This window comes from Bradyrhizobium sp. CSA112, assembly GCF_029051645.1.
In the GTDB taxonomy this organism is placed as follows: Bacteria; Pseudomonadota; Alphaproteobacteria; order Rhizobiales; family Xanthobacteraceae; genus Bradyrhizobium.
Genome location: NZ_JAACFS010000031.1, coordinates 71,010 through 95,076, shown reverse-complemented (window position 1 = coordinate 95,076; position 24,067 = coordinate 71,010). Strand labels below are relative to the sequence as shown.

Sequence of the window (24,067 nt, the reverse complement as noted above, 5' to 3'; positions counted from 1 at the left end):
ATCCAGAGCCACAATCGAGACTCTCACCGTTCCCTCCCCCCTTGCGGGGGAGGGCGGGGGAGAGGGGTATCCCACGGGTGGTCTCAATAACGACCCGCGCCTCCACAACAACCCTCCGCCGCCGACGCTGAGTGAAGTCGTCACCACCCTTCGCACCCTCGGCAAGACCGAGCTGCCGGCGCAGCTTGCGCGCTGGCTCGACGAGCTCGATGAGACCGGCCGCTGGGCGCTGCTGAAACTCGTCACCGGCGCGATGCGGATCGGGATTTCGGCGCGGCTCGCCAAAACCGCCGCGGCCGCGCTCGGCGACAAGGACCCGCACGAGATCGAACTGATCTGGCCCGGGCTCGCCCCGCCCTATCTCGACCTGTTCGCGTGGCTGGAAGGCCGCGGCGACAAGCCGGTCAACCGCGATCCGGCGCCGTTCCGCCCGGTGATGTTGGCCCACGCGATCGAGGATGCTGATTTCGCCAGCCTCGATCCGTCCGATTACATCGCCGAATGGAAATGGGACGGCATCCGCGTGCAGGCGGTCTCGGGCCGCGACGAGCGCGGCCACATGCAGGCGCGGCTCTATTCGCGCACCGGCGAGGACATCAGCAAGAGTTTTCCCGACCTCTTGCCGTCGCTGCACCTCCCCGGCGCCATCGACGGCGAGCTGTTGGTGTTGCGGGAAGGCCGCGTGCAGACCTTCAATGTGCTGCAACAGCGGCTGAACCGAAAAGTCGTCTCGCCGAAACTGATCAAGGAATTTCCGATTCACTTGCGCGCCTACGACCTGCTCGGCGACGATGAGAACGATCTGCGCGAACTGCCGTTCGTCGAGCGCCGCGCGCATCTCGAGGCGTTCGTCCGGAAGCTGGACGATTCCCGCATTGATCTGTCGCCGACGGTCGCCTTCGACAGTTGGGACGCGCTGATGGCGGCGCGCGCCGATCCCGCAAGCGCCGGCGCGGGCGAAGATGCCGAGGCGGTTGAAGGCGTGATGCTCAAGCGGCGCGACGCGCCATACCTGCCGGGCCGCCCCAGGGGCCAGTGGTGGAAATGGAAGCGCGATCCACACATCATCGACGCCGTCTTGATGTATGCGCAGCGCGGCCACGGCAAGCGTTCGTCCTATTATTCGGACTACACCTTCGGCGTCTGGACCTCGGGCGAGGACGGCGAGCAACTGGTGCCGGTCGGAAAAGCCTATTTCGGCTTCACCGACGAGGAACTCCTGCAGATCGACCGTTTCGTCCGCCGCAACACCACGGAAAAGTTCGGCCCGGTTCGCCATGTCGTGCATGAGCCGGATCAGGGCCTGGTGCTGGAAGTCGCCTTCGAGGGGTTGCAGCGCTCGCCGCGGCACAAATCCGGCGTCGCGATGCGGTTTCCGCGCATCAGCCGGCTGCGCTGGGACAAGCCGCCGCGCGAGGCCGACCGGCTGGAGACGCTGGAACGGATGCTCAAAGACGTGACGGCAAATTAACATTCCAGCGGCGCATAGCGGCCATTGATTGATACGAGCGGGTTCCCCATGTGCCCCGCCGTGCCTATAATGCGTGCGCGACCCGCGAGGAGAGACCGATGCCCAACGACGTCAGAGACCTGCCGGCCAGCAATGACGGCCTGTACCGCTTCCTCGGCGGCTCGCCGCTGTCGGTGGCGTTCAGGTTGATCCTGCTGTCGATCTTGGTCGGCGTGGTGCTGGCCGCGATCGGCTTCGATCCCTGGAATATCCTGCACAGCATCCAGACCCTGTTCCGGCGGCTGTGGGATCTCGGCTTCGACGCGGTCAACTGGCTGTGGCGCTACTTCCTGCTCGGCGCCGTGATCGTGGTCCCGATCTGGCTGCTGTCGCGGCTATTCGGCGCCCCGCGCGGGCGATAACTCGTAGAGGCCGCAGCCGATGCAATTGCAATTTGTCGGCTGCGGCGACGCGTTCGGTTCCGGCGGCAGGTTCAACACCTGCTTCCACGTCAGCGGCGCGCGCGTCAATTTCCTGATCGATTGCGGCGCGTCGTCGCTGCCGGCGCTGAAGCGTCTCGGCATAGCGCGCGACGGCATCGACCTGATCCTGATCACGCATTTCCACGGCGACCATTTTGGCGGCCTGCCGTTCCTGCTGCTGGATGCGCAGTTCACGCGGCGCACCCGGCCGCTCGTCATAGCCGGGCCGCAGGGGATCGAGGCGAAGCTCGCCAACCTGATGGAAGCGCTGTTCGAGCACTCCTCCAAAACCAAACAACGCTTCGATCTATCCGTCGTCGCGCTCGAACCGGAGCAGAGCCGGACGTTCGGCGAGATCAAGGTGACGCCCTATCCTGTCGTCCACGGCGAATCCGGCGGGCCATTCCTGGCTTACCGGGTCGAGGCCGAGGGCCGCACCATCAGCTACAGCGCCGACACCGAATGGACAGAGACGCTGATCCCGGCCGCGCGCGGCGCGGACCTGTTCATTGCGGAAGCGTATTACTACGACAAGATCGTCAAGAACCATCTCAGCCTGAAAACGCTGGAAGCACACCTGGGCGAAATCAACGCCAAGCGGCTGGTTCTGACGCATATGAGCGACGACATGCTCGGACGGCTGGGCGAACTACCCTATCTTACGGCCCATGACGGCATGGTCGTCGAGCTCTAGGCATGCATTCGCCTAATCCTGCTTCTGGGGTCACGACGGCACAGGTGTTTGCCATCGCGGGTCCCGCGATGGTCGCGAACCTGACCACACCGCTGATCGGCATCGTCTCGACCACGGCGATCGGCCGGCTCGGCGACGCCACGCTGCTCGGCGGCGTGGCGATGGCCTCGGTGCTGTTCGACTGCATGTTCTGGCTGTTCGGCTTCCTGCGCATGAGCACGGTCGCCTTTACGGCGCAGTCGCTCGGCGCCGGTGAAACCATCGAATTACGCGCGATCCTGATCCGCGGCTTCCTGGTCGCGGCCCTGATCGGCACGGCGCTCATTGTGCTGCAGGTGCCGCTCGCCACCATCCTGCTGGGTGCGATGGGCGGCAGCGAGGGCGTCACACGCGCGGCAAAAACCTACTTCACGATCCGGATCTGGTCGGCGCCGCTTGCACTCGCCAATTATGTCGTCCTCGGCTGGCTGATCGGACAGGCGCGCGCCACACTGGCGCTGACGACCCAGATAGCGATCAACGTCACCAACATGATCGCGACGGTGCTGCTGGTGCTGGTATTCGACCTCGGCATCGCCGGCGCCGCGACCGCGGCCGTGATCGCGGAGGCGACCGGCGTCCTGCTCGGTATTTTGATCGCGCGGCGTCTGTCCCGCGGGCAATCGGCCATCTCGCCGGCGACGCTGTTCGACCGCACAAAACTGATGCGGATGCTGACGGTCAATCGCGACATCCTGATTCGTACCGCAGCGCTGATTGCAGCCTTCCTGTTCTTCATCGCGCAGGGAGCCCGCGCCGGCGACGTGACGCTCGCGGCCAATGCGGTCTTGAACAATTTTCTGATGATCAGCGGCTTCTTCCTCGATGGCCTCGCCAACGCGGCCGAACAGCTTTGCGGCCGCGCCTATGGCGCCCGCGACAAGCGCGCCTTCTCAGGAGCCGTCAAGCTGGTCGTGATCTGGGGCTTTGGCTTCGCCTTCGCAGTCGCCGCAAGCTTCGCACTGTTCGGGCCTGCGCTGATCGACGTGCTGACCGCGAGCGCGGACGTGCGGCGCATCGCGCGCGACTATCTGCCGTTCATCGTCTTCGCGCCGCTGCTCGGCGTGTTCGCCTTTGCCTATGACGGGATCTATATCGGCGCCACCTGGGCGCGCGACATGCGCAATCTGATGGTGTTGTCGCTGTTGATCTTCCTTGTCGCATGGTTCGCGCTGCGCTCGTTCGGCAATGCCGGACTGTGGGGCGCGTTTCTGGTGCACTACGCCGCCCGCGGTGGATTGCAGGCGTTGCGGTATCCGGCATTGCTGAGGAAGTCGTTTGCGGCCTGACGGACTTGCTTCTCCCTCGCCCCGCTCTTGCGGGGAGAGGGTCGGAGTGAGGGGCTGTCTCCGCGAATTCGATGGAGCTGAGTATGCGGCGGCTCCCCTCACCCGGCGCTTCGCGCCGACCTCTCCCCGCGAAGAGCGGGGCGAGGTAACTTAATACGAGCTTACGCGCGCCCCTACACCACCGGCCAGTCCTCGGCGGTGATCGTCGCAGCATCCGCGCCGACGATCTCCGACAGCGAGTCGCGCCCGGTGCGCAGCAAGGTCGAGGCAAGATCGTTCTTGATGTCGTCCACCAGCCCGAGGCCCTTGTAGACCAGTGACGAATAGAGCTGGATCAGGCTGGCGCCGGCGCGGATTTTCGTCAGCGCGGCGCCGCCGGAATCGATGCCGCCGACGCCGATCAATGGAAACGCGCCTTCGGTGCGGACATAGGTCTCGGCCACCATGCGTGTCGACAGCCGGAACAGCGGCCGCCCCGACAATCCGCCCTGCTCTTTCGCTCTCGCCTGTTCGCGCAAGGTCGCGGGACGCGCCAGCGTGGTATTGGCAACGATCATGCCGTCGACCCGGCGCGAGCGCGCGATGTGCACGACGTCGTCGAGTTCGGCCAAACTCAGGTCCGGCGCGATCTTGAGCAGCACCGGTGAATCGCCGGCATTCCTGCGCACCCGCTCGCGCGCATCGATCACCTTGGCGAGGAGTTCATCGAGCGCCGCCGCTTGCTGCAGGTTGCGCAGGCCGGGCGTGTTCGGCGAGGAGACGTTGACGGTGAAATAGCTCGCAACCGGCGCAAACGTCTCGATCAGCTTGACGTAATCGGCGACGCGGTCGGACGAATCTTTGTTGGCCCCGACATTGATGCCGACGATTCCGCCATGGTGGGCGCGCGCCGCAAGCCGGCGCAGCGCAGCCTCTGCGCCGTCATTGTTGAATCCCATGCGGTTGATCACGGCTTCATCCCGCTCGAGGCGAAACAGCCGTGGCCGTGGATTGCCGCCCTGCGGCTTCGGTGTCACGGTGCCGATTTCAACGAAGCCGAAGCCGAGCCTGAGCAGCGCATCGGGCACCTCTGCGCTCTTGTCGAAGCCCGCGGCCATGCCGATCGGATTGGGAAAGTTCAGGCCGAAGGCGCGCACTGCCAGCTTGTGGTCGTCGGCCCGCGGCCTGACCGGCGGCAGCAGCCGCAGGCCCTGGATCGCCATGCGATGCGCGTCTTCCGGATCGAACCAGCGCAGCAGCGGCAGCGAAAAGGCGTCGAAGGCGCGGATCACGGCGTGAGCTCCGGAATATCGTGAGAGCCATCGGACCGCGCCCGCATGTCGAGGATCGCGGTTACCGCGCCGAGATCAAGCTCGCCGTAGAGATGCGGGAACAGTTCGTCGTTGCGCGAAGGCTCCCAGCGCAACGCATCGCCGAGCGCCTCCGCGTCGACCGCGACCAGGAATAGGCCCTTCTGGCCGAAATAATGCTTTCGCGCCGTCTCGGCGACCTGGGACGCCGTGGAGAAATGAATGAAGCCGTCGCGCAGATCGTCTGCACTGCCGCGATAGACGCCCTGCCGCTCGGCCTCGCGCCAAGCCGAGGCGGAAGTGATTTTATAAATGGTCGGCACGGCGTTCCGGCTTGTCGCTTGAGTCTCTTGGGATTTTCCCGGAAATGGCCGGGGTGGCCGCCGACCGTAAAGGCGGCAGGCCGCTAACTCAAGCGCCGCTGCGGCAGGCGCAGCGCATGTTCGGTTCTGATTCGATCAGAACCGGGCGCCAATCTCTTGTTTTGACGCGTTTTCTTCACGCGAACCGCTGTCCACCCCCGGATCAAGTCCGAGGGCATGCTTCGCTGGCAAACGCTACGCAAGATTTGCGCTAGCCGACTGGATGAGGCAATAATTCCTAGACCGATTCAGGGCTTTCGATGGCGAGACATTCCAAGGCGCACCGGATTCTGACCCATAACCAGGTCTGGACCGCGCTCGACCGGTTGGCCGAACGCGCCGGCATGTCGCCCTCGGGCCTCGCCAAGCGTGCCGGCCTCGACCCCACCACCTTCAACAAATCCAAGCGCATCACCGGTGACGGCCGCGAGCGCTGGCCGTCGACGGAATCGGTATCCAAGGCGCTGGCCGCCACCAATTCGTCGATCGACACTTTCGTGCAGTTGATCGGCGACGGCGCGCGCGGTCTGCAATCGGTGCCGCTGCTCGCCCTGGCGCAGGCCGGCAGCGGCGGCTATTTCGACGAGAGCGGCTTTCCCTCCGGCCGTGGCTGGGACGAGGTGGCGCTGCCGTCGGCCAGCGACGAGCATGCCTACGCGCTCGAGATCTCGGGCGATTCGATGAAGCCGACCTATCGCGACGGCGACATCATCGTGGTGTCGCCGGGCACGGCGATCAGGCGCGGCGACCGCGTGGTGCTGAAAACGTCAGGCGGCGAAGTGATGGTCAAGGAATTGAAGCGCCGGACCACCAAGACGCTGGAACTGCAGTCGCTCAACCCGGCACAGGCCGATCGTACGCTGGACGCCGACGATATCGCCTGGATCGCAAGGATCGTGTGGGCGAGCCAGTAGGCTGTCGCGCCGTGACGGACGTGCTGAGCGACCTGCTGCAACATTCCCTTCGCATCGTGTTGTGCGGAACCGCCGCAGGGACGACGTCCGCCGCCGAGCGGGCCTACTACGCGCACCGGCAAAACAAGTTCTGGAAGATCCTGCACGAAACGGGGCTGACGCCGGAGCCGCTGCGGCCGCATCAATATCGCAGCCTGCTGCACCATGGCATCGGCCTGACTGATCTCGTGAAAGCGGGTGCGGGAATGGACCGCGCCACGCTTCCCAAACTGACGGCGGCGGATCGCGTCCGGCTGAGCAATGCAATCACAACATTTCGTCCGCAATTCCTTGCATTCACCAGCAAGACAGCCGGGCAGAAATTCTTCGACGGCAAGCGAGACTATGGCGAGCAGTGTGATCTGATCGGCGATACCAGGGTGTGGATCTTGCCATCGACCTCGGGCGCAGCCAATGGAAGCTGGCGCCCGGAAATCTGGCACCGATTTGCAGATGAGGTCAGAGCGGCGGGCTGAGGAATCGGGCGCGGCCCCTCCCTCCTCCCCTTGTGGGAGAAGGTGCCGGAGCGAAGCGGAGGCGGATGAGGGGTCTGTCTCCGCGGAGAGAACCCCTCATCCGGCTCGCTGCCGCTGCGCGTCAGCTATCCACCTTCTCCCACAAGGGGAGAAGGGAAGAAGCGCGCTACGTCGCGTAGTCGGGCTCCTTCCGGTCCAGCATCCGCTTCAAGGCATCAAAATGCCGCTGGGCCGGGGTCGGGCCTTTGTAGAGATGCTCGTCCTTGTAATCGCGCTTGGTTTTCTCCACCACAGGCGCAGGAAGCTGTTTCAGCTTCTGCCCGGTCCACATCGCGTAGATCTGCACCTGGGCGGCGCGCTCGACGTAGTACAGCATGTCATAGGCTTCTGCGACGGTGGCGCCGACGGTGGAGATGCCGTGATTGGCCATGAAAAGCACGGTCTTGTCGCCGATGACTTTTGCGAGCCGCGCGCCTTCGGCGGGATCGAGCGCCGGGCCGGTATATTCGTCGTCATAGGCGATGGCGCCCGACAGCCCGACCTCGGTCTGGCCGATCTCCTTGATGCGGGGGTCTTCGAGCCGCGTCAGCGCGCTGGCATGCGGCATGTGGGTGTGAAACACCGCCTTCGCCTGCGCCTTGTGGATCGGCGCGTGGATGCAATAGCAGGAGCGCTCGACCTCGCCTTCACCGCGTTTGACCTCACCATCGTCGATGCCGACTTCCATGAAGCAGGACGCCGTGACCTCGGACCAATGCGTGCCGAACGGGATCTGGTAGTAGCGATCGCTCTTGCCCGGCACCACGAAGGTCAGATGGTTAAAGATGCCTTCGGAAAATCCCTGGATGAAAGCCAGCCGGTGCGCGGCTGCGAGATCGACCCGCGCCTGCCATTCCTCGGCGCTGTACTCGCTGAGCGTCTTCGGCGAAACCCTGAACTGCATGAGCTTTCTCCCTGTCCGCTGTGTTGCCTGCCCCTCGGCCGGGGGCTTTGCCGGCTGTTATGCACTTAAGTGTAGCGCAATCCGACGCAGGCCGCGGTTGAAATTGCGGCGGGCCTGCCATCCCGGTTTGCGAGGGCATCAGCGGCCGGCCCGAGCCGCTGCGGCCGCCAGATTACCCTCCCGCAACCATGATCGGAGTTTTCAGCTTACGCGGTCACCCGAATCGGCTAGTGCCGAGCGTCACATTTTTGGGGGCTCAAATGGACCGACGAAATCTATTGAAGGCGCTGGCCGGGCTGGCGATCTGCCCGGTATGCACGACCACGGGCTTTGCCGCGGAAGGCGCTCACTGGAGTTACGAGGGCACCGGCGGCCCGGCAAAATGGGGCGACCTCGACGCCGCCAACAAGGCCTGCTCGCTCGGTGCGCAGCAATCGCCAATCGATATCGCCACGACCATCAAGTCCCGGCTTCCGGCATTGAAGATTTCCTGGGGCAAGACGGCTGATGCCATCGTCAACAACGGCCACACCATTCAGCTCAATTTCACCGGGGACTCAACGCTGAAGCTCGGCGATGTCTCCTACAAGCTCCTGCAGGTGCACTTTCACCGCCCAAGCGAACATCTGATCGGCGGCAAGAACTTTCCCATGGAGGCGCATTTCGTGCACCGCGCCGATTCCGGCGCGCTCGCCGTGGTCGGCGTGCTGCTGGCGGAAGGAAAGCCGAACGCGACCTTCGCGAAGATCATCGCCGCGATGCCGGCGAAGGAAGGCCCGGCGGTAAAGGCCGATAGCAGCATCAATCCGAACGGCCTGTTGCCGGACAAGCTCGGCTACTACCGCTATTCGGGATCGCTGACGACGCCGCCCTGCTCGGAGGTGGTCGAATGGCTGGTACTGACCACCCCGATGCAGGTCGCTGCAAGCGATGTGGCCAGCTTTGCAAAGCTCTATCCGATGAATGCCCGCCCGCCGCAGAAGGACAATCGCCGCTACGTGCTGCAGTCGGTTTGAGCGGCACTGTCGTCCCTGCGAACGCAGGGACCCATAACCACTGATGTTCATTGCGACATCGGATGTGGCCTTAGCTTTTCCGAACACGCAGAGCTGTGGTTATGGGTCCCGGCTCCTGATGCGCAATTGCGCATAAGGGCCGGGACGACGATGGAGAGAGCTACGCGCTGCGCGCCAGCGCGCCGTCGATCATCGCGATCGCATTGGTCACGCCGTAGACCGCGACAAACGAGCCGAAGCGCGGGCCCTTCTCCTGGCCGAGCAGCACCTGGTAGAGCATGTTGAACCAGTCGAGTGAGACGCCGGGTCGGCCATCCTTGCCCTTCTTCACCGGATCCAAAAACGGCTCGCGGCGGCCGATCTCGTAGACCACGTTCTGGATGTCTTCCGCTGATGATCCGGCCGGCATGTTCGACAGCGCATCGCGCAGATCCTGCAACGCGGCGCGCTCGCGGTCGGTCGGCTCGCGGAACCGCTTCGTCGGCGCCACGAAGTCGCGATAGTAGTTGATGGCGTAGCCGACCATCGCATCCAGCTTCAGATGCGTCTGCGGCGTCACGCCGGGACGGTAGCGGCCGATGAAGCCCCACAGCGTTTCGGCATTCTCCGCGTTTGACGACGACACCAGCGTCAGCAAGAGCTGGAAGGTGACGGGCATGTCGGCCTTCGGCGGCTTGCCGGAATGAATGTGCCAGACCGGATTGGCGAGCTGCTGCTTGGGATCCTGCCGCGTAAACCCGTCGAGGAATTGCTGGTAGTCGTCGACATTGCGCGGGATCACGTCGAAATACAGCCGCTTCGCCGCCTTCGGCTCGCGGTACATGAACAGCGACAGCGATTCCGGCGAGGCATAGCGCAGCCATTCGTCGATGGTCAGGCCGTTGCCCTTCGACTTCGAAATCTTCTGGCCCTTCTCGTCGAGGAACAGCTCGTAATTAAAGCCCTCCGGCGGCGTGCCGCCGAGCGCCGCGCAGATCTTGCCGGACAGCTTGACCGAATCGATCAAGTCCTTGCCGGCCATTTCGTAGTCGACGCCGAGCGCGAACCAGCGCATCGCCCAGTCCGGCTTCCATTGCAGCTTGCAATGGCCCCCGGTCACAGGGAGCGTGACGCGCTCCTTCGTTTCCGGATCGTCGTAGGAGACCGTTCCGGCCTTCACGTCATGCTCGATGATCGGCACATAGAGCACCATGCCGGTGCGCGGGCAGATGGGGAGGAACGGCGAATACGTCGCAGCACGTTCCTCGCGCAGGCTCGGCAACATGATCTTCATGACGGCGTCGAGCCGTTCCAGCATGCGCAGTAGCGCGGCGTCGAACCGACCGGAGGTGTAGTAGTCGGTCGAAGAGGCGAACTCGTAGTCGAAGCCGAACGTATCGAGGAATGCTCGCAGCCGCGCATTGTTGTGCGCGCCGAACGATGGATACTCATTGGAGAACGGATCGGGTATCCGCGACAGCGGCTTGCCGAGATGCGACGCCAGCATCTCCTTGTTCGGCACGTTGTCCGGCACCTTGCGCAGGCCGTCCATGTCGTCGGAGAAGGCGAGCAGGCGCGTCTTGATCTTGTCCTCGGTGAGCACGCGAAAGGCATGGCGCACCATGGTGGTACGCGCGACCTCGCCGAAGGTGCCGATATGCGGCAGCCCCGACGGACCGTAGCCGGTTTCGAACAGCACCTCGTCCTTCGGATTTTTCTTCAGCCGCGCGACAATGGCCTTGGCCTGCTCGAACGGCCAGGCGTTGGATTGTTCGGCGAGCGCACGCAGATCGCTCGGGCTAAAGGCAAGGTCAATGACGGACATTTATTAGGGCTCTCTCCGGAAGCCGCGGAAACTAGCGCTTCCGAGGCAAAATGCAAAATGACGGGCGAAACTCCGTAGGGTGGGCAAAGGCGCACTTGCGCCGTGCCCACCATCTCTCACCGATCTGCGTCTCCAATGGTGGGCACGCTTCGCTTTGCCCACCCTACGCAGATCGACTAACTCTTAAAACGGACTGATGGAAAAATACCGCAGCCACAGATCGGTGAAGCGGCCTTTTTCCCAGAGCCGGAACAACGCCCAGTTCAGCGAAGTCCGCAGCAGATCGTTGCCTTTGCGGACGGCGATGCCGATGCCCTCGCCGAAATAGCGGCTCTCGACAAAGGGCCCGCCCGAGAAAGCGCAGCATTCGGCTGAATCGGTGCCGTTGATCCAGAACGCCAGCGAGATCGCGTCGCCGAAGATGAAGTCGACCTCGCTCCGCCGCAAAGCGAGCCGCAGCGCGTCATCGTTCGGATACGACTTGATCTCGGCGTCGGTGAACATCGCCTTCAGATAGGCCTCGTGCGAGGTACCGCCGATGACCCCGACCTTCTTGCCCTCGAGATATTCGGGGCGGATCTCCGGCATCACGGCGTCGCGCCTGGACACGAAACGGGCCGGCGCGCGGTAATAGGGATCGGAGAAATCGAGCCGGGCGCGCAACGCCGGCGTCACCGCCATCGAGGCGATGATGGCGTCGCCACGGTTGCTGGTGATGGCGTCGACCAGCGTCTCGAACCGGCGCATCTGGACGGTGCAGGAAATCTTGATCTCGTCGCACAGCGCACGCGCCAGATCGACATTGAAGCCCGCGGGATTGCCGTCGGGGCCGGTGAAGTTGAACGGGGGGTAATCAGTCTCGGTCAGGAACCGGATCACGGTCAGGCGCGACATGTCCGGTCGGTCCGGGCGCCGCCGCGGGTCCCAGAAGCCGGGCACCGCCTGCGGGGCTGCCTCGACCGCCGGGCGGGTTTGGGTTTGCGCCTGCGCCGCAGCGCCGCCGAAAACCGTCAGCGCTGACGCGATCGACAACCCGACCAGCCACGCGCGGACGGGGCGATGCGGTTTTGCATTGGTTAACGGAGCGGTAAGATATGGCATCGTCTGCAATATGTTACGGAATTCACGGCCTTATAGACCATCCGGCCTGCGATGCGAGGGCCGTTTTCGGCTTTTGACCCCTCGGGCGACCGCTCAGAGGTAGCGCTTCAAATCCTTCGCGGCTTCCTCAGGGCTTCGTTTCAGGTTGAACGGCGCTACGAAATTGCCGTTGCGATCCATCAGATAGATCAGCGCGGTATGGTCCATGGTGTAGTCGCCGTCCTTGAGCGGGACTTTGCGGGCATAGACCCGGTAGGCGGAAAGCACCTTTGCCACCGCCGCGGGCTCGCCAGTTAGCCCTTTCAAATGGGGATCGAAACTGGAGAGATAGTCCTTCATCGCGCCCGCCGTGTCGCGCTCGGGATCGACGGAAACGAACCAGGCGTTGACGCGGTCGGCGTCCTTGCCCATCGCCTTCAGCACTTCCGAAATCTCGAACAGCGCGGTCGGGCAGACGTCGGGGCAATGGGTGAAGCCGAAGAAGATCAGCGTCGGCCTGCCCTTCAAATTCTGCTCGGTGACGGTCTGGCCGGCCTGGTCGGTCAGTTGAAACGGCCCGCCGATCGCCGCCGGCGCCGTAACAGTGCGCAAGCCGCCGAGCGCCCACAGCATGATCAGGAGCCCGACCAGCAGACTGCCGGCAAAGGCCGCAATGATCACCAGCGGGCGAATGGTCCGGTCCATCGTGGAATTCCTTTTTGCCCGATCAGAAGCAGGCCGAGATGCCGGCGGCGATCATTTCGAAAAACACCGCGGTGCCGTAATGGAACCACAATGCGGCCGCGCCGAGCACGACCAGCGCACCGAGGCCGGCAGCGCCCCAGGCAATCATCGAGGCCACCCTGCCCTGCGGCCGGTCGGCCGCCATCATGCCCTGTCGGGTGGAGATCGGCTGAACCATGGGGTTGAGATAGGGCGAGTTCCCCAGGCAGGCAAGCGGAATGGCCGGACGGAACATCACGTCATGCGGAGGGAGAGGCCATGCGAGAGCGGGGCCATTATCCTTCGAGACGCGGCGAAGACGCCGCTCCTCAGGACGAGGGTTGACTGACGTCCTCATGGTGAGGGGCGGTGACGCCGCGGGTCTCGAACCATGGATTTTGGAAGGTAAGTTCGCCTTAACTAACGCGACGCCGGCTTGTTGCTGGAGGCCTGCGCATCGAGGTAGCAGGGCCTGTACATTGCCTGCAGCTGCTTGCCGCGCAGGAAGATCATGCGCTGGGTCAGGCCGCCGCGCGCAGAAATCCACTTTCGCACCGCAGGCGGATACATCGAATACAGCATCTGGGTCGCCTCGGCGTTCATGATGGCGCGGCCATTGGCGCCGAAATCCCAGGCAGCGTGGAAGCCGAGATTGGCATGCGAGGTAACGCAGATCCGGTCATGGGGAACTGCGCCTAGAACGATGGTGCAGGCCGAGGCGCAAAGGCCATCGATGATGACGGTTTCGCCCGAGGAGCGCAGGCCTTGATACCTGTCGACATAGGTGCCGATCCGGCCGCCACGATCATCGGCTATCCGCACCACCGCTTGACTCGCCTCTACCCCCGCCAGCAGCAGCACCGCGGCAAGCAACCCCGTCAGCAGCTTCATATCCCTGCCCCAGTCGAAAAATGTCGAAACCGAATCTGATCGTCTCAGTGATGCAAGACAGGACGTAGCGTCGTTTGAGATCGTGATTTTGTCTAGGCAACCACAGCACGTCAAAACAAATTCAAATTAAGTGTTGCTTGGCCGCTGCACCCTCCGCGCGCAAAGGTCCCAAACTGGAACAAACGACTCTTGCCTAGGTGGCGAAGCGGCCACAGCCAAGAACCCAATAGCCGTTGACCGCGCGCGAGGACGCGGGCTTGAATCAAAAATGGCACGGGGAGGAAATGATGGCTGACAACGCAGACGTAATTGTGGTCGGCGGCGGGCTGGCGGGTCTGGTCGCGGCGACGGAGATCGCGGACGCCGGCAAGCGCGTCATCGTCGTCGACCAGGAAGGCGATCAAAGCCTTGGCGGACAAGCCTTTTGGTCGTTTGGCGGGCTCTTCCTGGTAGACTCTCCCGAACAGCGCCGGCTCCGCATTAAGGATTCCTACGATCTCGCCCTGCAAGACTGGATGGGTACCGCGGGCTTCGACCGCGACGACGACCATTGGCCGAAGCGATGGGCGGAAGCCTATGTCGCGTTTGCCGCCGGCGAAAAGCGCGGCTGGCTGCGCGCGATGGGCCACCGTATTTTTCCGGTGGTCGGCTGGGCCGAGCGCGGCGGCTATGACGCGATGGGCCACGGCAATTCGGTGCCGCGCTTTCATGTCACATGGGGCACCGGTCCCGGCCTGGTCGAGCCGTTCGAGCGGCGCGCACGCGAGGCGGAGAAGAGCGGACGGTTAATGTTCAAGTTCCGCCACCGCGTCGACACACTTGTGATGACGAACGGCGCAATCGAGGGCGTCGGCGGCTCAATCCTCGAGCCCGATTCCGTCGAACGCGGCAAGAGCTCCTCGCGCAAGGTGGTCGGCGACTTCACGCTGCGTGCGCCGGCGGTAATTGTCGCTTCCGGCGGTATCGGCGGCAATCACGACCTGGTCCGGCAGAACTGGCCGAAGCGCCTGGGCGAGCCGCCGAAATTCATGATCTCCGGCGTGCCCGAACATGTCGACGGGCGCATGATCGGCATCACCGAGGCCGCCGGCGCGCGGCTGATCAACCGCGACCGGATGTGGCACTACGTCGAGGGCATCCGAAACTGGAATCCGATCTGGCCGCGCCACGGCATTCGCATCCTGCCCGGCCCGTCCTCGATGTGGTTCGATGCGTCAGGCAAGCGCCTGCCGGCGCCGCTATTCCCCGGCTCCGACACACTCGGCCAACTGCAATATATCATGGGCACCGGCTATGATTATTCCTGGTTCATCCTGACCCAGAGCATCATCAAGAAGGAGTTCGCGCTCTCAGGCTCCGAGCAAAACCCGGACCTCACCGGAAAAAGCTGGCGCATGACGATCAAGCGCGCCACCAACAAGGGCGCACCCGCGCCGGTGGAAGCGTTCAAGCAGAACGGCGCCGACTTCATCGTGCGCGACAATCTCGCCGACCTCGTCAGCGCGATGAACGCGCTCGCCGGCAACGACCTGCTCAAGCACGATCACATCAAGGCGCAGATCGAGGCGCGCGACCGTGAGATCACCAACCCTTACGTCAAGGACGCGCAGGTGATGAACCTGCACAATGCGCGGCGCTATATCGGCGACAGACTGATCCGCACCGCCAAACCGCACCGGATTCTCGATCCTGAACACGGCCCGCTGATCGCGGTCAAGCTCAACATCCTGACCCGCAAGACGCTGGGCGGCTTCGAGACCGATCTCGACTCGCGCGTGTTCGGCAATGACGGCCAGATTATCAGGGGGCTTTACGCCGCGGGCGAAGCCGCCGGTTTCGGCGGCGGCGGCGTGCACGGCTACCGTTCGCTGGAAGGCACGTTCCTCGGCGGCTGCCTGTTCTCAGGGAGGAATGCGGGACGCGCGGCGGCAAAGGCGGCAGGGTGAAACGCCTTCTCGTCAAGTCCGGGTGCGGCAAGGTCCGATGCAAATAACGCAGTAGCCCTTGAGGCGTGAGCGCGCTAAGAAGCCGCCGCCCCCTATCAGGAGAACAATATGACCATCCAGCGCTTCGAAACCGGACCTCGCATGAGCCAGGTCGTCGTCCACGGCGACACCGTCTATCTCGCGGGCGTCGTCGCCGGCAAGGCCGCCGGCAAAAGCGTGACCGAGCAGACGCAGGACATCCTTTCGATCATCGACGGCCATCTCGCCAGGGCCGGCACCGACAAGTCGAAGCTGCTGTCAGCCACGATCTACATCACCGACATGAAGACGTTTCCCGAAATGAACGCGGTGTGGGACGGCTGGGTGTCGGCGGGTAACACGCCGGCGCGCGCCACCGTCGAGGCGAAGCTGGCGGCGCCGCAGTACAATGTCGAGATCATGGTGGTTGCGGCGAAGTAAGGCCGGCCACCGCAAGACATCAAGCTGCCCCGGATTGCACGCGCAATCCGGGGCATTTTCATTTGCATCTCACGCGCTGATCTTGGCGCCGGCGACATCGCCGAGATCTGCCTGAAGCCATCGGGCGATCCGGGGCCAGGAATGGCTCAAGACCTTGCGCCCCATGAAAAGGCTGAGGTGACCGCACGGCTCGCAGGCTCGTTCCAGCCGCGCCGGTGGCGTGCCCAACAGCCTTGCCGTCGCGAACGCCTGATCGCGCGGGACAACGATGTCATCATCGCCGGCCAGCAGGAACACCGGCACGCGCACCTCGCCGAGATCGATTCGGCGGCCGAGCGCAACAAAGCGGCCTCTGGCGATGAGGTTCTGCCGGAAAACCTGCTCGGTCACCTCGAGATAATAGGTCCCCGGCAGATCCAGCGTCGCGCGGTCCCAGCGCTCGAAACGATCCAGCAGCATGCTGGCCTCGTCCGATCCCTCGCCGAGATTCCATTGCAGCGTTGCCTCCACGTCATGCTGGTTGAACGGAATGTTCCAGAACCGCAGCATATGCTCGCCGCTGACGATGCCCTCGCCCTGGCGTACCATCTGCTCGAAAGCTTGCTGCGGAAGTGCGGCCACCATCTTCGAGAGTTCGGACGGTGTGGAGATATCGACGGGAGCACCTGCGAGCACAAGCCGCCGCACCTTGCCGGGAAAGCGCGCGGCATAGACCAGCGACAGCCATCCGCCCTGACACAGACCGACAAGATCGACCGGCGCACCGATCTCGTCGATCGCCACATTGAGCTCGGCAAGATAATTGTCGATCGACAGGTTGCTCATGTCCGGCGTCGCCGAGCGCCAGTCCGGGACATAGATGCGGTTCATGCCGTCTCGCTGCAGCGCCTCGACGAGACTATGGCCAGGTGCGAAATCCGCGACCAGTGCCCTATGCAGCGCGTAGGGCGCGCAGACAAGAACAGGCTGCTGCCTCGTATTTCCGTGCGAAAACTCCCGCAACCGCATCGACTGAAGTTGCAGCACCACGGTGTTCGGCGTGGTCCAGGCGAGCGGCGTTTGGTCCGGGTCGTAGGAAGGCGCGGGCTTCTGATCAACGAACCATTGCGCGTAGCTGTCGAGCGCCAGTTTCGCGGCTTCCAGCGGCCACAGCCACACCTGCTGCGCCCAGTCGGCGCCCGCGTTCTGCTTCGGCGTCTTGGTTTCTTCTGCCACCGATCGATCGCCCACAATGAGGAGGACGGCAAGGGCCAAGCGTTGACGTTTTTCCTAAAGAACCGACGAGGTCGAGATCATGCTTTTACGCCAGATTGGGCCCAGGCCCCAGCCCGATCATCGGTGAGGGGCGACGCGATCCGACGATTCTTGACCTCAGAGGTAATCGATTGGTCCGCGCGGATTTCCGATAGTCGGTTAGCCGATCAATCCGGCCCAGCCAAAGGAGATCACCATGACCGACGTTCACGGCATTGCACACAACTATATCGCCCTGTGGAACGAGCGCGCCCCAGCGCGCCGCCGCGAGATGCTGGCAGCGAATTGGACGACGGACGCGAAATACGTCGATCCCCTGATGAGCGGCGACGGCCATGATGGCGTGGACGCGCTTGTCGCCGGCGTGCAGCAGCGCTTTCCAGATTTCAGGTTCAAGCTGATCGGCGAGCCCAACGGTTTTGGCGACCACGTCCGCTTCTCCTGGGGGCTCGGCCCCGATGGCGGCGACAGTCCGATCAAGGGAACGGATTTTGCCGTGCTCAGCAACAGCCGTATCCGCAGCATCACCGGGTTCCTCGACCAGGTGCCGCCGGCGTGACCGGTATGTAGGGTGGGCAAAGCGAAAGCGTGCCCACCGCCGATATCGCGAATTGGAGATGGTGGGCACGGCGCAAGCGCGCCTTTGCCCACCCTATACAGCGGAAATATTTTCGGGAACCTGTTTGCCCCTGCCGCATCCAACCAATACCCTGTTATTGGTGGAGCCATCATGCGCCAGGCCCAGCATATAGCACCCCTCGACACCGGCGACGCCGAGCTGGTTCGCCGCGCGCTCGCCCGCGACGAAGCGGCGGTCCGCGCCATCATGCGGGCGAACAACCGCAGGCTCTACCGGCTCGCCCGCGGCATCCTGCGCAATGACAGCGAGGCCGAGGATGTGGTGCAGGAAGCTTACGTTCGCGCCTTCACTCATCTGGAGAGTTTTCGCGGCGATTCCAGCCTTTCGACCTGGCTGTCGCGGATCGCGATGAACGAGGCGCTCGGCCGGCTGCGCCGCCAGCGGCCCGCCGTCGACCTCGACTCGTTGCCGCAGGGCGCGCTCGAAGCGGAGATCATCCCGTTCCCCCTCGCCGCGTCAGACGATCCGGAAAGATCCATGGCCCAGCGTGAAATTCAAGCCGTTGTCGAACATGCCATCGATGAACTGCCGGACGCGTTCCGTCTCGTCTTCATCACCCGTGTGATCGAGGGGATGAATGTGGAGGAGACCGCCGAAATTCTCTCGCTCAAGCCGGAGACGGTGAAGAGCCGGCTGCACCGCGCGCGCACCATGCTGCGCGACAACGTCGAGAGGAAAATCGGCCCCGTGGTGATGGAAGCGTTCCCCTTTGCCGGCAAGCGCTGCGAACGGTTGACGGACGCCGTGCTGAAGCGGCTGGGGTTCTGAGGCACGCGTTGCAGACCTGGGCTCTATCCTTCGAGACGCATCGCTTTCGCGATGCTCCTCAGGATGAGGTCTGAAACCCTCATGGTGAGGAGCGCGGCGCAGCCGTGCGTCTCGAACCATGCAGGCCAAACCGCCGCCAAGAGTTTTAATCTTCTTGGGAACCTCCGCGCTCCCCCACCATCCAACTCCTGTGCATCAACAACGCGCGGCTTGCCGCGCCACAGGAGTGTCAGACATGTTCGTTCGATTGAGCGCGGCGATCGCCGCATTGAGCATCCTAGGCAGCGCCGTGCTGGCGCAGGGCGCAAAACCCACCGACCCGCAGATCGCGCATATCGCCTACACCGCAGGGGTCATCGACATCACCGCCGCCAAGCAGGCGATCGAGAAGGCCGGCAACAAGGACGTCAAGGCGTTCGCGCAGGGCATGGTGCGCGACCATGAGGCCGTGAACAAGCAGGCGCTCGACCTCGTCAAGAAGCTGAACGTGACGCCGGAGGACAACGACACCAGCAAGACGCTGTCGAAGCAGGCGGCCGACAAGCTCGCCGAACTCGCCAAGCTGAAAGGCGCCGAATACGACAAGGCGTATGTCGCCAACGAGGTCGCCTACCACAAGGCCGTCAACGGCGCGCTTGAGACGCAGTTGATTCCATCGGCCAGCAATGCCGAGTTGAAGAGCCTGCTGCAGACCGGCCTGAAGATCTTCCAGGGCCACCAGCAGCATGCCGAACAGGTCGCCGCCAAGCTGAAGTAAGGAGCCCGCCATGCGCCCGGGATGCTATCTGCCTGTCATGGCCGCCCTGCTGTTCGGCGCGATAGAAGTCCCGGCACATGCGGCGACGATTCAAATCACAACGACGGATCTGGTGTTCGCGCCGGCCGAGGTCTCGGTCAAGGTCGGCGACACCATCGAATGGATCAACAAGGACGTGTTCGTGCACACCGCGACCGCGCGCAACGGCGACTTCGACGTGATGATGCCGGCGAAGAAGACGGTGACGTCGGTCCTGACGAAGGCCGGTACCGTCGAGTATTATTGCCGGTACCATCCCAACATGAAGGCGGTGCTGACGATCGCGCCGTAGCATCGTCCGCTTTTGCGATAGCGGCGGCTCAGGCCGCCCGCACCGAGCTGAGAAACTTGCCGACCTCGCGCTTCAGCCGGTCGCTCTCGCCGTCTGTTCGGCCAGCGCCTTCACTTCGGACGCCGCTACGGCGAGCCGCGCCCAGCACGGGGCTGCGCGCGGATCCGGGCCGTCAGGACGACCGCAGCGCCATCACCAGCCGCACCGCGACTGCCGCCTGCCAGACGGGATAGAGGAATGAGATTTGATCGAGGCCGAACGCATTGTCGAGCGCGAGCAGCGTGCCGGTGAGCGTACCCGTGATCAGCATCGGCCACCACGCGGCGGCCTGACGCGGCCCCGAAGGCAACAGGCCGATCCCCAGCGCCATCACGGCGGTGCCGACAAGGCCGCCGGTCAATCCGGCGAGCAGATAGCGCATAACCGTGGCCGCGCCCGCGGTCTGCCCCTCGATAAAGATGGCCGCATTCACTGCGCAGACGAACGCGATCATAGTGACGATGGCGGCAAGCATGGCTGCCCAAAGCGGATTGGCGCTGAAGCGCCGCACCAGAATGAAGATGAGCACGGCGAACGGCACCGCGATCAGCGAAATGCGAAGCTGGCCGGGACCGCCGATCTTGTCGATCAGCGCCGGCAATAGCGGGGTGAGAATGCCGGATATGACGCCGTCGGCGGCGACCATCAGCAGGTTGTTGCGAGAGGTGCCAGCGGAGGTGATCGCCTGCGTCAACGCTCACTCCTTTTTTTGCGACATGCCCTACGCCTAGCACGGCAAGGACCGAGATTGAAGGCAACGCAAGTGAGGTGGGCAGACTGCAAATAAAAGCCGCGCCAACCCGAAGGCTGACGCGGCGATGGCCGTTCTGTTGCCAGGTGGACCAACCCCGAACAGGTTACGCCGCGAGGCGCACTTCGTTCAATGCAACGTTATCGTTTGCATTTAGGTTTTTGACCCGATAACGGCGGTATCATGCCGAGCACAATTCAGAGCTTCTTTGCGACCATCGATCCTGGTTCGCCCCCGCCTTAGCAGCCTTGGGATTCGACCTTCCGGCAGAATCGATCTCACCGAGATGAGACCTTTAAGCTCAAGCTGCTAAGGTGGAGGCGCCGGGTACTGCCCCCGGGTCTGCCCGCAGTCCACTCTAAGGTTCAGCGCCATCGTCTTGCGACGAGGCGACCCTACGCGTGATCGCCGGTGAAAGATAGGCTTCTGTTGCCCGTGGTCGACGGGTCGAGCTGGCGCCAGGTCTAAGGCATCACAATCCACCCTTCGGCACGAAGAAGCAGAGCTCGTCGCCTGTCCTCTTGTTTATGAACAGCACGGGCAAATGATCTGGCGTGTCTTCAGACTTGATGATGTCGGGTGGGATGACTTTCCACTGGCCGTCTTTGAGGTATTGCCACTGGTCCGAATGGTCTTCTGCGACGCGGAAGCGTGTTTTGAACACATCGCCATTGTCGCAACACGATTTCCAAGGAACACCGAGCCGGTGTTGGACGGCAGGGTTCATTTCCTGTCTGTTGAACCACTCGTGGTGCGGCATCGACGCATCGTGAGCGTCAGCACGGAACGCCAGAAGAATACCGAACATCGTTAGTACGCGACCGAACGCTTTCATGGCAGCCTCCATTCTGGACTGTCATTAATTCGCGAATCACACGAACTCTCCGGCAACCAAAGGAGGCCAGATTCTAAAGAAAATGCGAGCCTCTTTTCTGAGCGGCGAGCTTTTCAGGCCAGACTGTTGCTTTCCTATTCGTGCGGAACGAAGTCGGAGGTCCTACCAGTGCAGCGGAGAAGCTCTCGGCGTTCCTTGTCGGCGCGCCGATTTACCGTCGAGCGATCTCTCGACCGTAGAAACACGGAGGAGGCTGAAGTGCAGACTGCACTCATCGCCGGCAAAGGGCGCTTGAAACGCAGGCACGGTGTGAGGCGGATTTCGCGACGAATTAGCTACGAGACTTTGCCAGCGGCTTTAAGCTGATCGCATCGCGGCTTTCGCCTCATGTCCGCTCCAGCCGCCCTTGCGATTAATGGCACAGCAAGCCAACTAAGCTGTCGTCCCGCTACTCCTGCGACAACAACGGGGCTGGATGCGCGCTGCACTCATCGTCGCACCGTCACAGAGCCGGTAGGCCCGGCAGTCATGCTGTGTATTGCATAAGGAAGCTTGGAGCGGGCGAAGGGAATCGAACCCTCGTATGCAGCTTGGGAAGCTGCCGTTCTACCATTGAACTACGCCCGCGGGTCGCTCTTTCGTATTGAGCATGATCTTTTCGGAAAACCGGTGACCACTTTTCCGGATCATGCTCGCCATGATTAGCCGACCTGACGCGATCCGCCAAGCGGTTCGATCCGACTTTCAGCGACGTTCTTAACTTCCAAAAAATCCAGATGCGCGATTCCATTCCGGTGCTATGATTATTGGTTGGGGCAGATTGGCGTATGACGGGGCGCGGATACACCATTTTCGATACCGGGATCGGTCGCTGCGCCATCGTATGGGGCGCGGCGGGTGTTATCGGCGTGCAGCTTCCCGAAATTCGCGAGATCGATACACGGCGGCGGCTGTATCAGCTTTATCCTGACGCCCGCGAGCTTCGCCCTCCGGCGAATGTCCAGCTCGCGATCGAAGGCATGACTGCGCTGCTGCGTGGCGGCGAGGCCGATCTTGCCGACATCGCGCTGGATATGACCGGCATTCCCGCCTTCAACCAGCGCGTCTATGCCTATGCGCGCGCGATCCCGCGCGGGGAGACCCGCACCTATCCGGAAGTCGCAGCACACCTTCGCGCATCGGGGGCGACCAATTCGGTGGCGCAGGCGATCGCCCGCAATCCCTTCATGATCATCGTGCCCTGCCATCGCGTGCTCGAGGCGGGCAATTATGCCGACAAGATCTCAGCCCATGGCGGGGCGATCTCCAAGCGCCGGCTACTCTCGATCGAGGGCGCCAGCCCGACCTCCAGCAAGACGCTGTTCGATGTGCTGCTGCCGGTTGCACCGCCGCCGCGGCATCCCTAGATCTGCCGGATGAACGTGACCACGCTCCTGGAACGTAAATCCATCTCTGTTTCCGACTTCCGCTGCACCGCGGGGCCCGGCGATAAGCCGTTTGCGGAGCAGCACAGCCGCTATTCGATCTCCTATGTGCGCAAGGGCAGTTTCGGCCTGCATTGCCGCGGCAAGTTCAGCGAACTGGTGGCGGGATCGGTGCTGATCGGCCATCCCGGCGACGAATATACGTGCACCCACGAGCACGTCTGCGGCGACGAGTGCCTGTCATTCTTCCTCGCCCCCGAACTGGTGGAAGCGATCAGCGACAGCAAGACGCCCTGGCAGATCGGCTCGGCGCCGCCGTTGCCGGAACTGGTGGTGCTGGGCGAACTGGCGCAATCGGCAGCAGATGGCAGCAGCGATATCGGCCTCGACGAGATCGGCCAGGTGCTGGCGAGCCGTTTTGTCGAGGTGGTCTCTGGCAAGCCACGCAAATCCGGTCCCGACGCGGCGCGCGACCGCCGCCGCGCAGTCGAGACTGCGCTGTGGATCGACGCCCATTCGCACCAGGCGATCGGCCTCGAAGATGCTGCCGCGCAGGCCGGTATTAGCCCGTTCCACTTCCTGCGGCTGTTCTCGGAGGTGCTCGGCGTTACCCCGCATCAATATCTGGTGCGTTCGCGGCTGCGCCATGCCGCGCGGCGGCTGGCCGACGACGATAGTCCGGTTACCGGTATCGCCTACGATGTCGGCTTTGCCGACCTCTCCAATTTCGTGCGCACCTTCCATCGCGCCGCCGGCATCTCGCCGCTGAAGTTCCGCCAGGCATCGCGGGGCAGGCGCAAGATTTTCCAAGAACGGCTGGCCCTCCACTAGCTAGGCTTTCTCCGGGACGCGCGAGTTCGCGCGCTTCAACTGGAGAATATCATGTACGACCACATCGGATTACGTGTCGGCGACCTCGACGCGAGCGTGCGCTTCTATACGGCAGCGCTCGCGCCTCTCGGCTTCGTGCTGTGCTCGCGCGACGATTCCGGCGCGGGCTTTGGCCCCAAGGGCGCACCGGCGCTCTGGCTACACTTGCACAAGGGATCGGCGAATAGCGGCGCGCATGTTGCGTTCCGCGCCAAGGATCATGCGGCGATCGAGAAATTCCACGCCGAGGGCCTGAAGGCCGGCGGCCGCGACAATGGCGGCGCCGGGCCGCGGACGGATTACAGCCCGACCTATTACGCGGCGTTCCTGATCGATCCCGACGGCAACAATGTCGAGGCGGTTTGCACGTAGGGCACCAACTCTCACCGCCGTCATCGCGAGGAGCGAAAATCGTAGGGTGGGCAAAGCGAAGCGTGCCCACCAATCAAGCTGACAATCCTGGATAGATGGTGGGCATGGCGCAAGCGCGCCTTTGCCCACC

The 24,067-nt window shown here is 63.4% G+C and carries 27 protein-coding genes, 1 tRNA gene and 1 other RNA gene; 16 read left to right on the top strand and 13 right to left on the bottom strand.

The annotated features are described in order from the left end of the window. The 4 genes from GWE18_RS32770 to GWE18_RS32755 all read left to right on the top strand — a co-directional run. The coding region (locus tag GWE18_RS32770; protein WP_275189826.1) for a cisplatin damage response ATP-dependent DNA ligase at positions 1–1,471 on the top strand (1,471 nt) is incomplete at its 5' end. Between the two features lie 98 nt (positions 1,472–1,569). After that, a complete protein-coding gene (locus GWE18_RS32765) occupies positions 1,570–1,872 on the top strand; it encodes a DUF6460 domain-containing protein (RefSeq protein ID WP_057855475.1) in 303 nt (100 codons plus the stop codon). A 19-nt stretch (positions 1,873–1,891) separates the two neighbouring features. Then, positions 1,892–2,626, top strand: a complete 735-nt coding sequence (locus GWE18_RS32760) for an MBL fold metallo-hydrolase (RefSeq protein WP_275189825.1) — start codon at positions 1,892–1,894, stop codon at positions 2,624–2,626. A gap of 2 nt (positions 2,627–2,628) precedes the next feature. Next, positions 2,629–3,954: an MATE family efflux transporter gene (locus tag GWE18_RS32755; RefSeq protein WP_275189824.1), complete on the top strand. Its 1,326-nt coding sequence runs from the start codon at positions 2,629–2,631 to the stop codon at positions 3,952–3,954. Between the two features lie 173 nt (positions 3,955–4,127). Here GWE18_RS32755 and GWE18_RS32750 read toward each other — a convergent pair whose 3' ends face one another. Both GWE18_RS32750 and GWE18_RS32745 read right to left on the bottom strand, forming a co-directional pair. After that, a complete protein-coding gene (locus tag GWE18_RS32750) occupies positions 4,128–5,225 on the bottom strand; it encodes a quinone-dependent dihydroorotate dehydrogenase (protein ID WP_275189823.1) in 1,098 nt (365 codons plus the stop codon). Beyond that, the gene (locus GWE18_RS32745) at positions 5,222–5,566 is read right to left on the bottom strand and encodes a DUF952 domain-containing protein (RefSeq protein WP_275189822.1); all 345 of its coding nucleotides are present in this window, start codon (positions 5,564–5,566) and stop codon (positions 5,222–5,224) included. The genes GWE18_RS32750 and GWE18_RS32745 overlap by 4 nt, the downstream gene beginning before the upstream one ends. 299 nt (positions 5,567–5,865) lie before the next feature. Here GWE18_RS32745 and GWE18_RS32740 point away from each other — a divergent pair, with 299 nt between their 5' ends. Both GWE18_RS32740 and GWE18_RS32735 read left to right on the top strand, forming a co-directional pair. Beyond that, positions 5,866–6,519 (top strand): helix-turn-helix transcriptional regulator, encoded by a 654-nt coding sequence (locus GWE18_RS32740; protein ID WP_275189821.1) that lies wholly within the window; start codon positions 5,866–5,868, stop codon positions 6,517–6,519. A gap of 11 nt (positions 6,520–6,530) precedes the next feature. Next, positions 6,531–7,034, top strand: coding sequence for a mismatch-specific DNA-glycosylase (locus tag GWE18_RS32735; protein ID WP_275189820.1), 504 nt, complete (start codon positions 6,531–6,533; stop codon positions 7,032–7,034). Positions 7,035–7,200: 166 nt separating this feature from the next. Here GWE18_RS32735 and GWE18_RS32730 read toward each other — a convergent pair whose 3' ends face one another. Continuing rightward, a complete protein-coding gene (locus tag GWE18_RS32730) occupies positions 7,201–7,977 on the bottom strand; it encodes a class II aldolase/adducin family protein (RefSeq protein WP_275189819.1) in 777 nt (258 codons plus the stop codon). A gap of 260 nt (positions 7,978–8,237) precedes the next feature. On the opposite strand from GWE18_RS32730, the gene GWE18_RS32725 reads away from it, so the two are divergent. Next, complete coding sequence (locus tag GWE18_RS32725) at positions 8,238–8,993, top strand: carbonic anhydrase family protein (RefSeq protein WP_275189818.1); 756 nt, start codon at positions 8,238–8,240, stop codon at positions 8,991–8,993. 160 nt (positions 8,994–9,153) lie between these two features. Here GWE18_RS32725 and GWE18_RS32720 read toward each other — a convergent pair whose 3' ends face one another. The 5 genes from GWE18_RS32720 to GWE18_RS32700 form a co-directional block, all read right to left on the bottom strand. Further along, positions 9,154–10,797, bottom strand: a complete 1,644-nt coding sequence (locus tag GWE18_RS32720; RefSeq protein WP_275189817.1) for a lysine--tRNA ligase — start codon at positions 10,795–10,797, stop codon at positions 9,154–9,156. Between the two features lie 183 nt (positions 10,798–10,980). Further along, positions 10,981–11,898: a transporter substrate-binding domain-containing protein gene (locus GWE18_RS32715; protein ID WP_275189816.1), complete on the bottom strand. Its 918-nt coding sequence runs from the start codon at positions 11,896–11,898 to the stop codon at positions 10,981–10,983. Positions 11,899–11,991: 93 nt separating this feature from the next. After that, a complete protein-coding gene (locus tag GWE18_RS32710; protein ID WP_275189815.1) occupies positions 11,992–12,582 on the bottom strand; it encodes an SCO family protein in 591 nt (196 codons plus the stop codon). 22 nt (positions 12,583–12,604) lie between these two features. Beyond that, on the bottom strand, positions 12,605–12,856 hold the full coding sequence (locus tag GWE18_RS32705) for a hypothetical protein (protein WP_275189835.1): 252 nt from the start codon (positions 12,854–12,856) through the stop codon (positions 12,605–12,607). Positions 12,857–13,020: 164 nt separating this feature from the next. After that, positions 13,021–13,491, bottom strand: coding sequence for a hypothetical protein (locus GWE18_RS32700; RefSeq protein WP_275189814.1), 471 nt, complete (start codon positions 13,489–13,491; stop codon positions 13,021–13,023). Between the two features lie 287 nt (positions 13,492–13,778). Here GWE18_RS32700 and GWE18_RS32695 point away from each other — a divergent pair, with 287 nt between their 5' ends. After that, complete coding sequence (locus tag GWE18_RS32695; protein WP_275189813.1) at positions 13,779–15,437, top strand: FAD-binding dehydrogenase; 1,659 nt, start codon at positions 13,779–13,781, stop codon at positions 15,435–15,437. Positions 15,438–15,545: 108 nt separating this feature from the next. Further along, a complete protein-coding gene (locus GWE18_RS32690) occupies positions 15,546–15,896 on the top strand; it encodes a RidA family protein (RefSeq protein ID WP_275189812.1) in 351 nt (116 codons plus the stop codon). A 69-nt stretch (positions 15,897–15,965) separates the two neighbouring features. Here the strand turns inward: GWE18_RS32690 and GWE18_RS32685 are convergent, their stop codons facing one another. Then, entirely contained in the window at positions 15,966–17,111 is a 1,146-nt protein-coding gene (locus GWE18_RS32685; RefSeq protein ID WP_275189811.1) for an alpha/beta fold hydrolase, read from the bottom strand. 235 nt (positions 17,112–17,346) lie between these two features. Between GWE18_RS32685 and GWE18_RS32680 the strand changes: the two genes are divergently transcribed. The 4 genes from GWE18_RS32680 to GWE18_RS32665 all read left to right on the top strand — a co-directional run bounded on the left by GWE18_RS32680 (position 17,347) and on the right by GWE18_RS32665 (position 19,646). Next, complete coding sequence (locus GWE18_RS32680) at positions 17,347–17,709, top strand: nuclear transport factor 2 family protein (RefSeq protein ID WP_275189810.1); 363 nt, start codon at positions 17,347–17,349, stop codon at positions 17,707–17,709. A 171-nt stretch (positions 17,710–17,880) separates the two neighbouring features. Continuing rightward, positions 17,881–18,558 (top strand): RNA polymerase sigma factor, encoded by a 678-nt coding sequence (locus GWE18_RS32675; RefSeq protein WP_275189834.1) that lies wholly within the window; start codon positions 17,881–17,883, stop codon positions 18,556–18,558. Positions 18,559–18,793: 235 nt separating this feature from the next. Next, positions 18,794–19,315: a DUF4142 domain-containing protein gene (locus GWE18_RS32670; protein WP_275189809.1), complete on the top strand. Its 522-nt coding sequence runs from the start codon at positions 18,794–18,796 to the stop codon at positions 19,313–19,315. Positions 19,316–19,325: 10 nt separating this feature from the next. Then, entirely contained in the window at positions 19,326–19,646 is a 321-nt protein-coding gene (locus tag GWE18_RS32665; RefSeq protein ID WP_275189808.1) for a cupredoxin domain-containing protein, read from the top strand. A gap of 172 nt (positions 19,647–19,818) precedes the next feature. Here GWE18_RS32665 and GWE18_RS32660 read toward each other — a convergent pair whose 3' ends face one another. From GWE18_RS32660 to GWE18_RS32645, 4 genes are all read right to left on the bottom strand, one after another. Continuing rightward, the gene (locus GWE18_RS32660) at positions 19,819–20,379 is read right to left on the bottom strand and encodes a hypothetical protein (protein WP_275189807.1); all 561 of its coding nucleotides are present in this window, start codon (positions 20,377–20,379) and stop codon (positions 19,819–19,821) included. Positions 20,380–20,499: 120 nt separating this feature from the next. Further along, positions 20,500–20,861, bottom strand: a transfer-messenger RNA (tmRNA) gene (ssrA, locus tag GWE18_RS32655). A 47-nt stretch (positions 20,862–20,908) separates the two neighbouring features. Next, entirely contained in the window at positions 20,909–21,271 is a 363-nt protein-coding gene (locus tag GWE18_RS32650; RefSeq protein WP_275189806.1) for a hypothetical protein, read from the bottom strand. A 553-nt stretch (positions 21,272–21,824) separates the two neighbouring features. Then, positions 21,825–21,898: transfer RNA gene (locus GWE18_RS32645), tRNA-Gly, on the bottom strand. 200 nt (positions 21,899–22,098) lie between these two features. On the opposite strand from GWE18_RS32645, the gene GWE18_RS32640 reads away from it, so the two are divergent. The 3 genes from GWE18_RS32640 to GWE18_RS32630 are packed head-to-tail and all read left to right on the top strand — an operon-like array spanning position 22,099 to position 23,937. Beyond that, entirely contained in the window at positions 22,099–22,677 is a 579-nt protein-coding gene (locus GWE18_RS32640; protein ID WP_275189805.1) for a methylated-DNA--[protein]-cysteine S-methyltransferase, read from the top strand. Between the two features lie 9 nt (positions 22,678–22,686). Continuing rightward, complete coding sequence (locus GWE18_RS32635; protein WP_275189804.1) at positions 22,687–23,526, top strand: AraC family transcriptional regulator; 840 nt, start codon at positions 22,687–22,689, stop codon at positions 23,524–23,526. A 51-nt stretch (positions 23,527–23,577) separates the two neighbouring features. Further along, positions 23,578–23,937: a VOC family protein gene (locus tag GWE18_RS32630; protein WP_275189803.1), complete on the top strand. Its 360-nt coding sequence runs from the start codon at positions 23,578–23,580 to the stop codon at positions 23,935–23,937. Positions 23,938–24,067 lie beyond the last annotated feature (130 nt).

Bases quoted from the DNA above. Each gene is read 5' to 3' on its own strand.
- GWE18_RS32765 (WP_057855475.1), top strand. From the start codon at position 1,570: ATGCCCAACGACGTCAGAGACCTGCCGGCCAGCAATGACGGCCTGTAC.
- GWE18_RS32760 (WP_275189825.1), top strand. From the start codon at position 1,892: ATGCAATTGCAATTTGTCGGCTGCGGCGACGCGTTCGGTTCCGGCGGC.
- GWE18_RS32755 (WP_275189824.1), top strand. From the start codon at position 2,629: ATGCATTCGCCTAATCCTGCTTCTGGGGTCACGACGGCACAGGTGTTT.
- GWE18_RS32740 (WP_275189821.1), top strand. From the start codon at position 5,866: ATGGCGAGACATTCCAAGGCGCACCGGATTCTGACCCATAACCAGGTC.
- GWE18_RS32730 (WP_275189819.1), bottom strand. From the start codon at position 7,977: ATGCAGTTCAGGGTTTCGCCGAAGACGCTCAGCGAGTACAGCGCCGAG.
- GWE18_RS32725 (WP_275189818.1), top strand. From the start codon at position 8,238: ATGGACCGACGAAATCTATTGAAGGCGCTGGCCGGGCTGGCGATCTGC.
- GWE18_RS32720 (WP_275189817.1), bottom strand. From the start codon at position 10,797: ATGTCCGTCATTGACCTTGCCTTTAGCCCGAGCGATCTGCGTGCGCTC.
- GWE18_RS32715 (WP_275189816.1), bottom strand. From the start codon at position 11,898: ATGCCATATCTTACCGCTCCGTTAACCAATGCAAAACCGCATCGCCCC.
- GWE18_RS32710 (WP_275189815.1), bottom strand. From the start codon at position 12,582: ATGGACCGGACCATTCGCCCGCTGGTGATCATTGCGGCCTTTGCCGGC.
- GWE18_RS32705 (WP_275189835.1), bottom strand. From the start codon at position 12,856: ATGTTCCGTCCGGCCATTCCGCTTGCCTGCCTGGGGAACTCGCCCTAT.
- GWE18_RS32700 (WP_275189814.1), bottom strand. From the start codon at position 13,491: ATGAAGCTGCTGACGGGGTTGCTTGCCGCGGTGCTGCTGCTGGCGGGG.
- GWE18_RS32695 (WP_275189813.1), top strand. From the start codon at position 13,779: ATGGCTGACAACGCAGACGTAATTGTGGTCGGCGGCGGGCTGGCGGGT.
- GWE18_RS32690 (WP_275189812.1), top strand. From the start codon at position 15,546: ATGACCATCCAGCGCTTCGAAACCGGACCTCGCATGAGCCAGGTCGTC.
- GWE18_RS32680 (WP_275189810.1), top strand. From the start codon at position 17,347: ATGACCGACGTTCACGGCATTGCACACAACTATATCGCCCTGTGGAAC.
- GWE18_RS32675 (WP_275189834.1), top strand. From the start codon at position 17,881: ATGCGCCAGGCCCAGCATATAGCACCCCTCGACACCGGCGACGCCGAG.
- GWE18_RS32670 (WP_275189809.1), top strand. From the start codon at position 18,794: ATGTTCGTTCGATTGAGCGCGGCGATCGCCGCATTGAGCATCCTAGGC.
- GWE18_RS32665 (WP_275189808.1), top strand. From the start codon at position 19,326: ATGCGCCCGGGATGCTATCTGCCTGTCATGGCCGCCCTGCTGTTCGGC.
- GWE18_RS32650 (WP_275189806.1), bottom strand. From the start codon at position 21,271: ATGAAAGCGTTCGGTCGCGTACTAACGATGTTCGGTATTCTTCTGGCG.
- GWE18_RS32640 (WP_275189805.1), top strand. From the start codon at position 22,099: ATGACGGGGCGCGGATACACCATTTTCGATACCGGGATCGGTCGCTGC.
- GWE18_RS32635 (WP_275189804.1), top strand. From the start codon at position 22,687: ATGAACGTGACCACGCTCCTGGAACGTAAATCCATCTCTGTTTCCGAC.
- GWE18_RS32630 (WP_275189803.1), top strand. From the start codon at position 23,578: ATGTACGACCACATCGGATTACGTGTCGGCGACCTCGACGCGAGCGTG.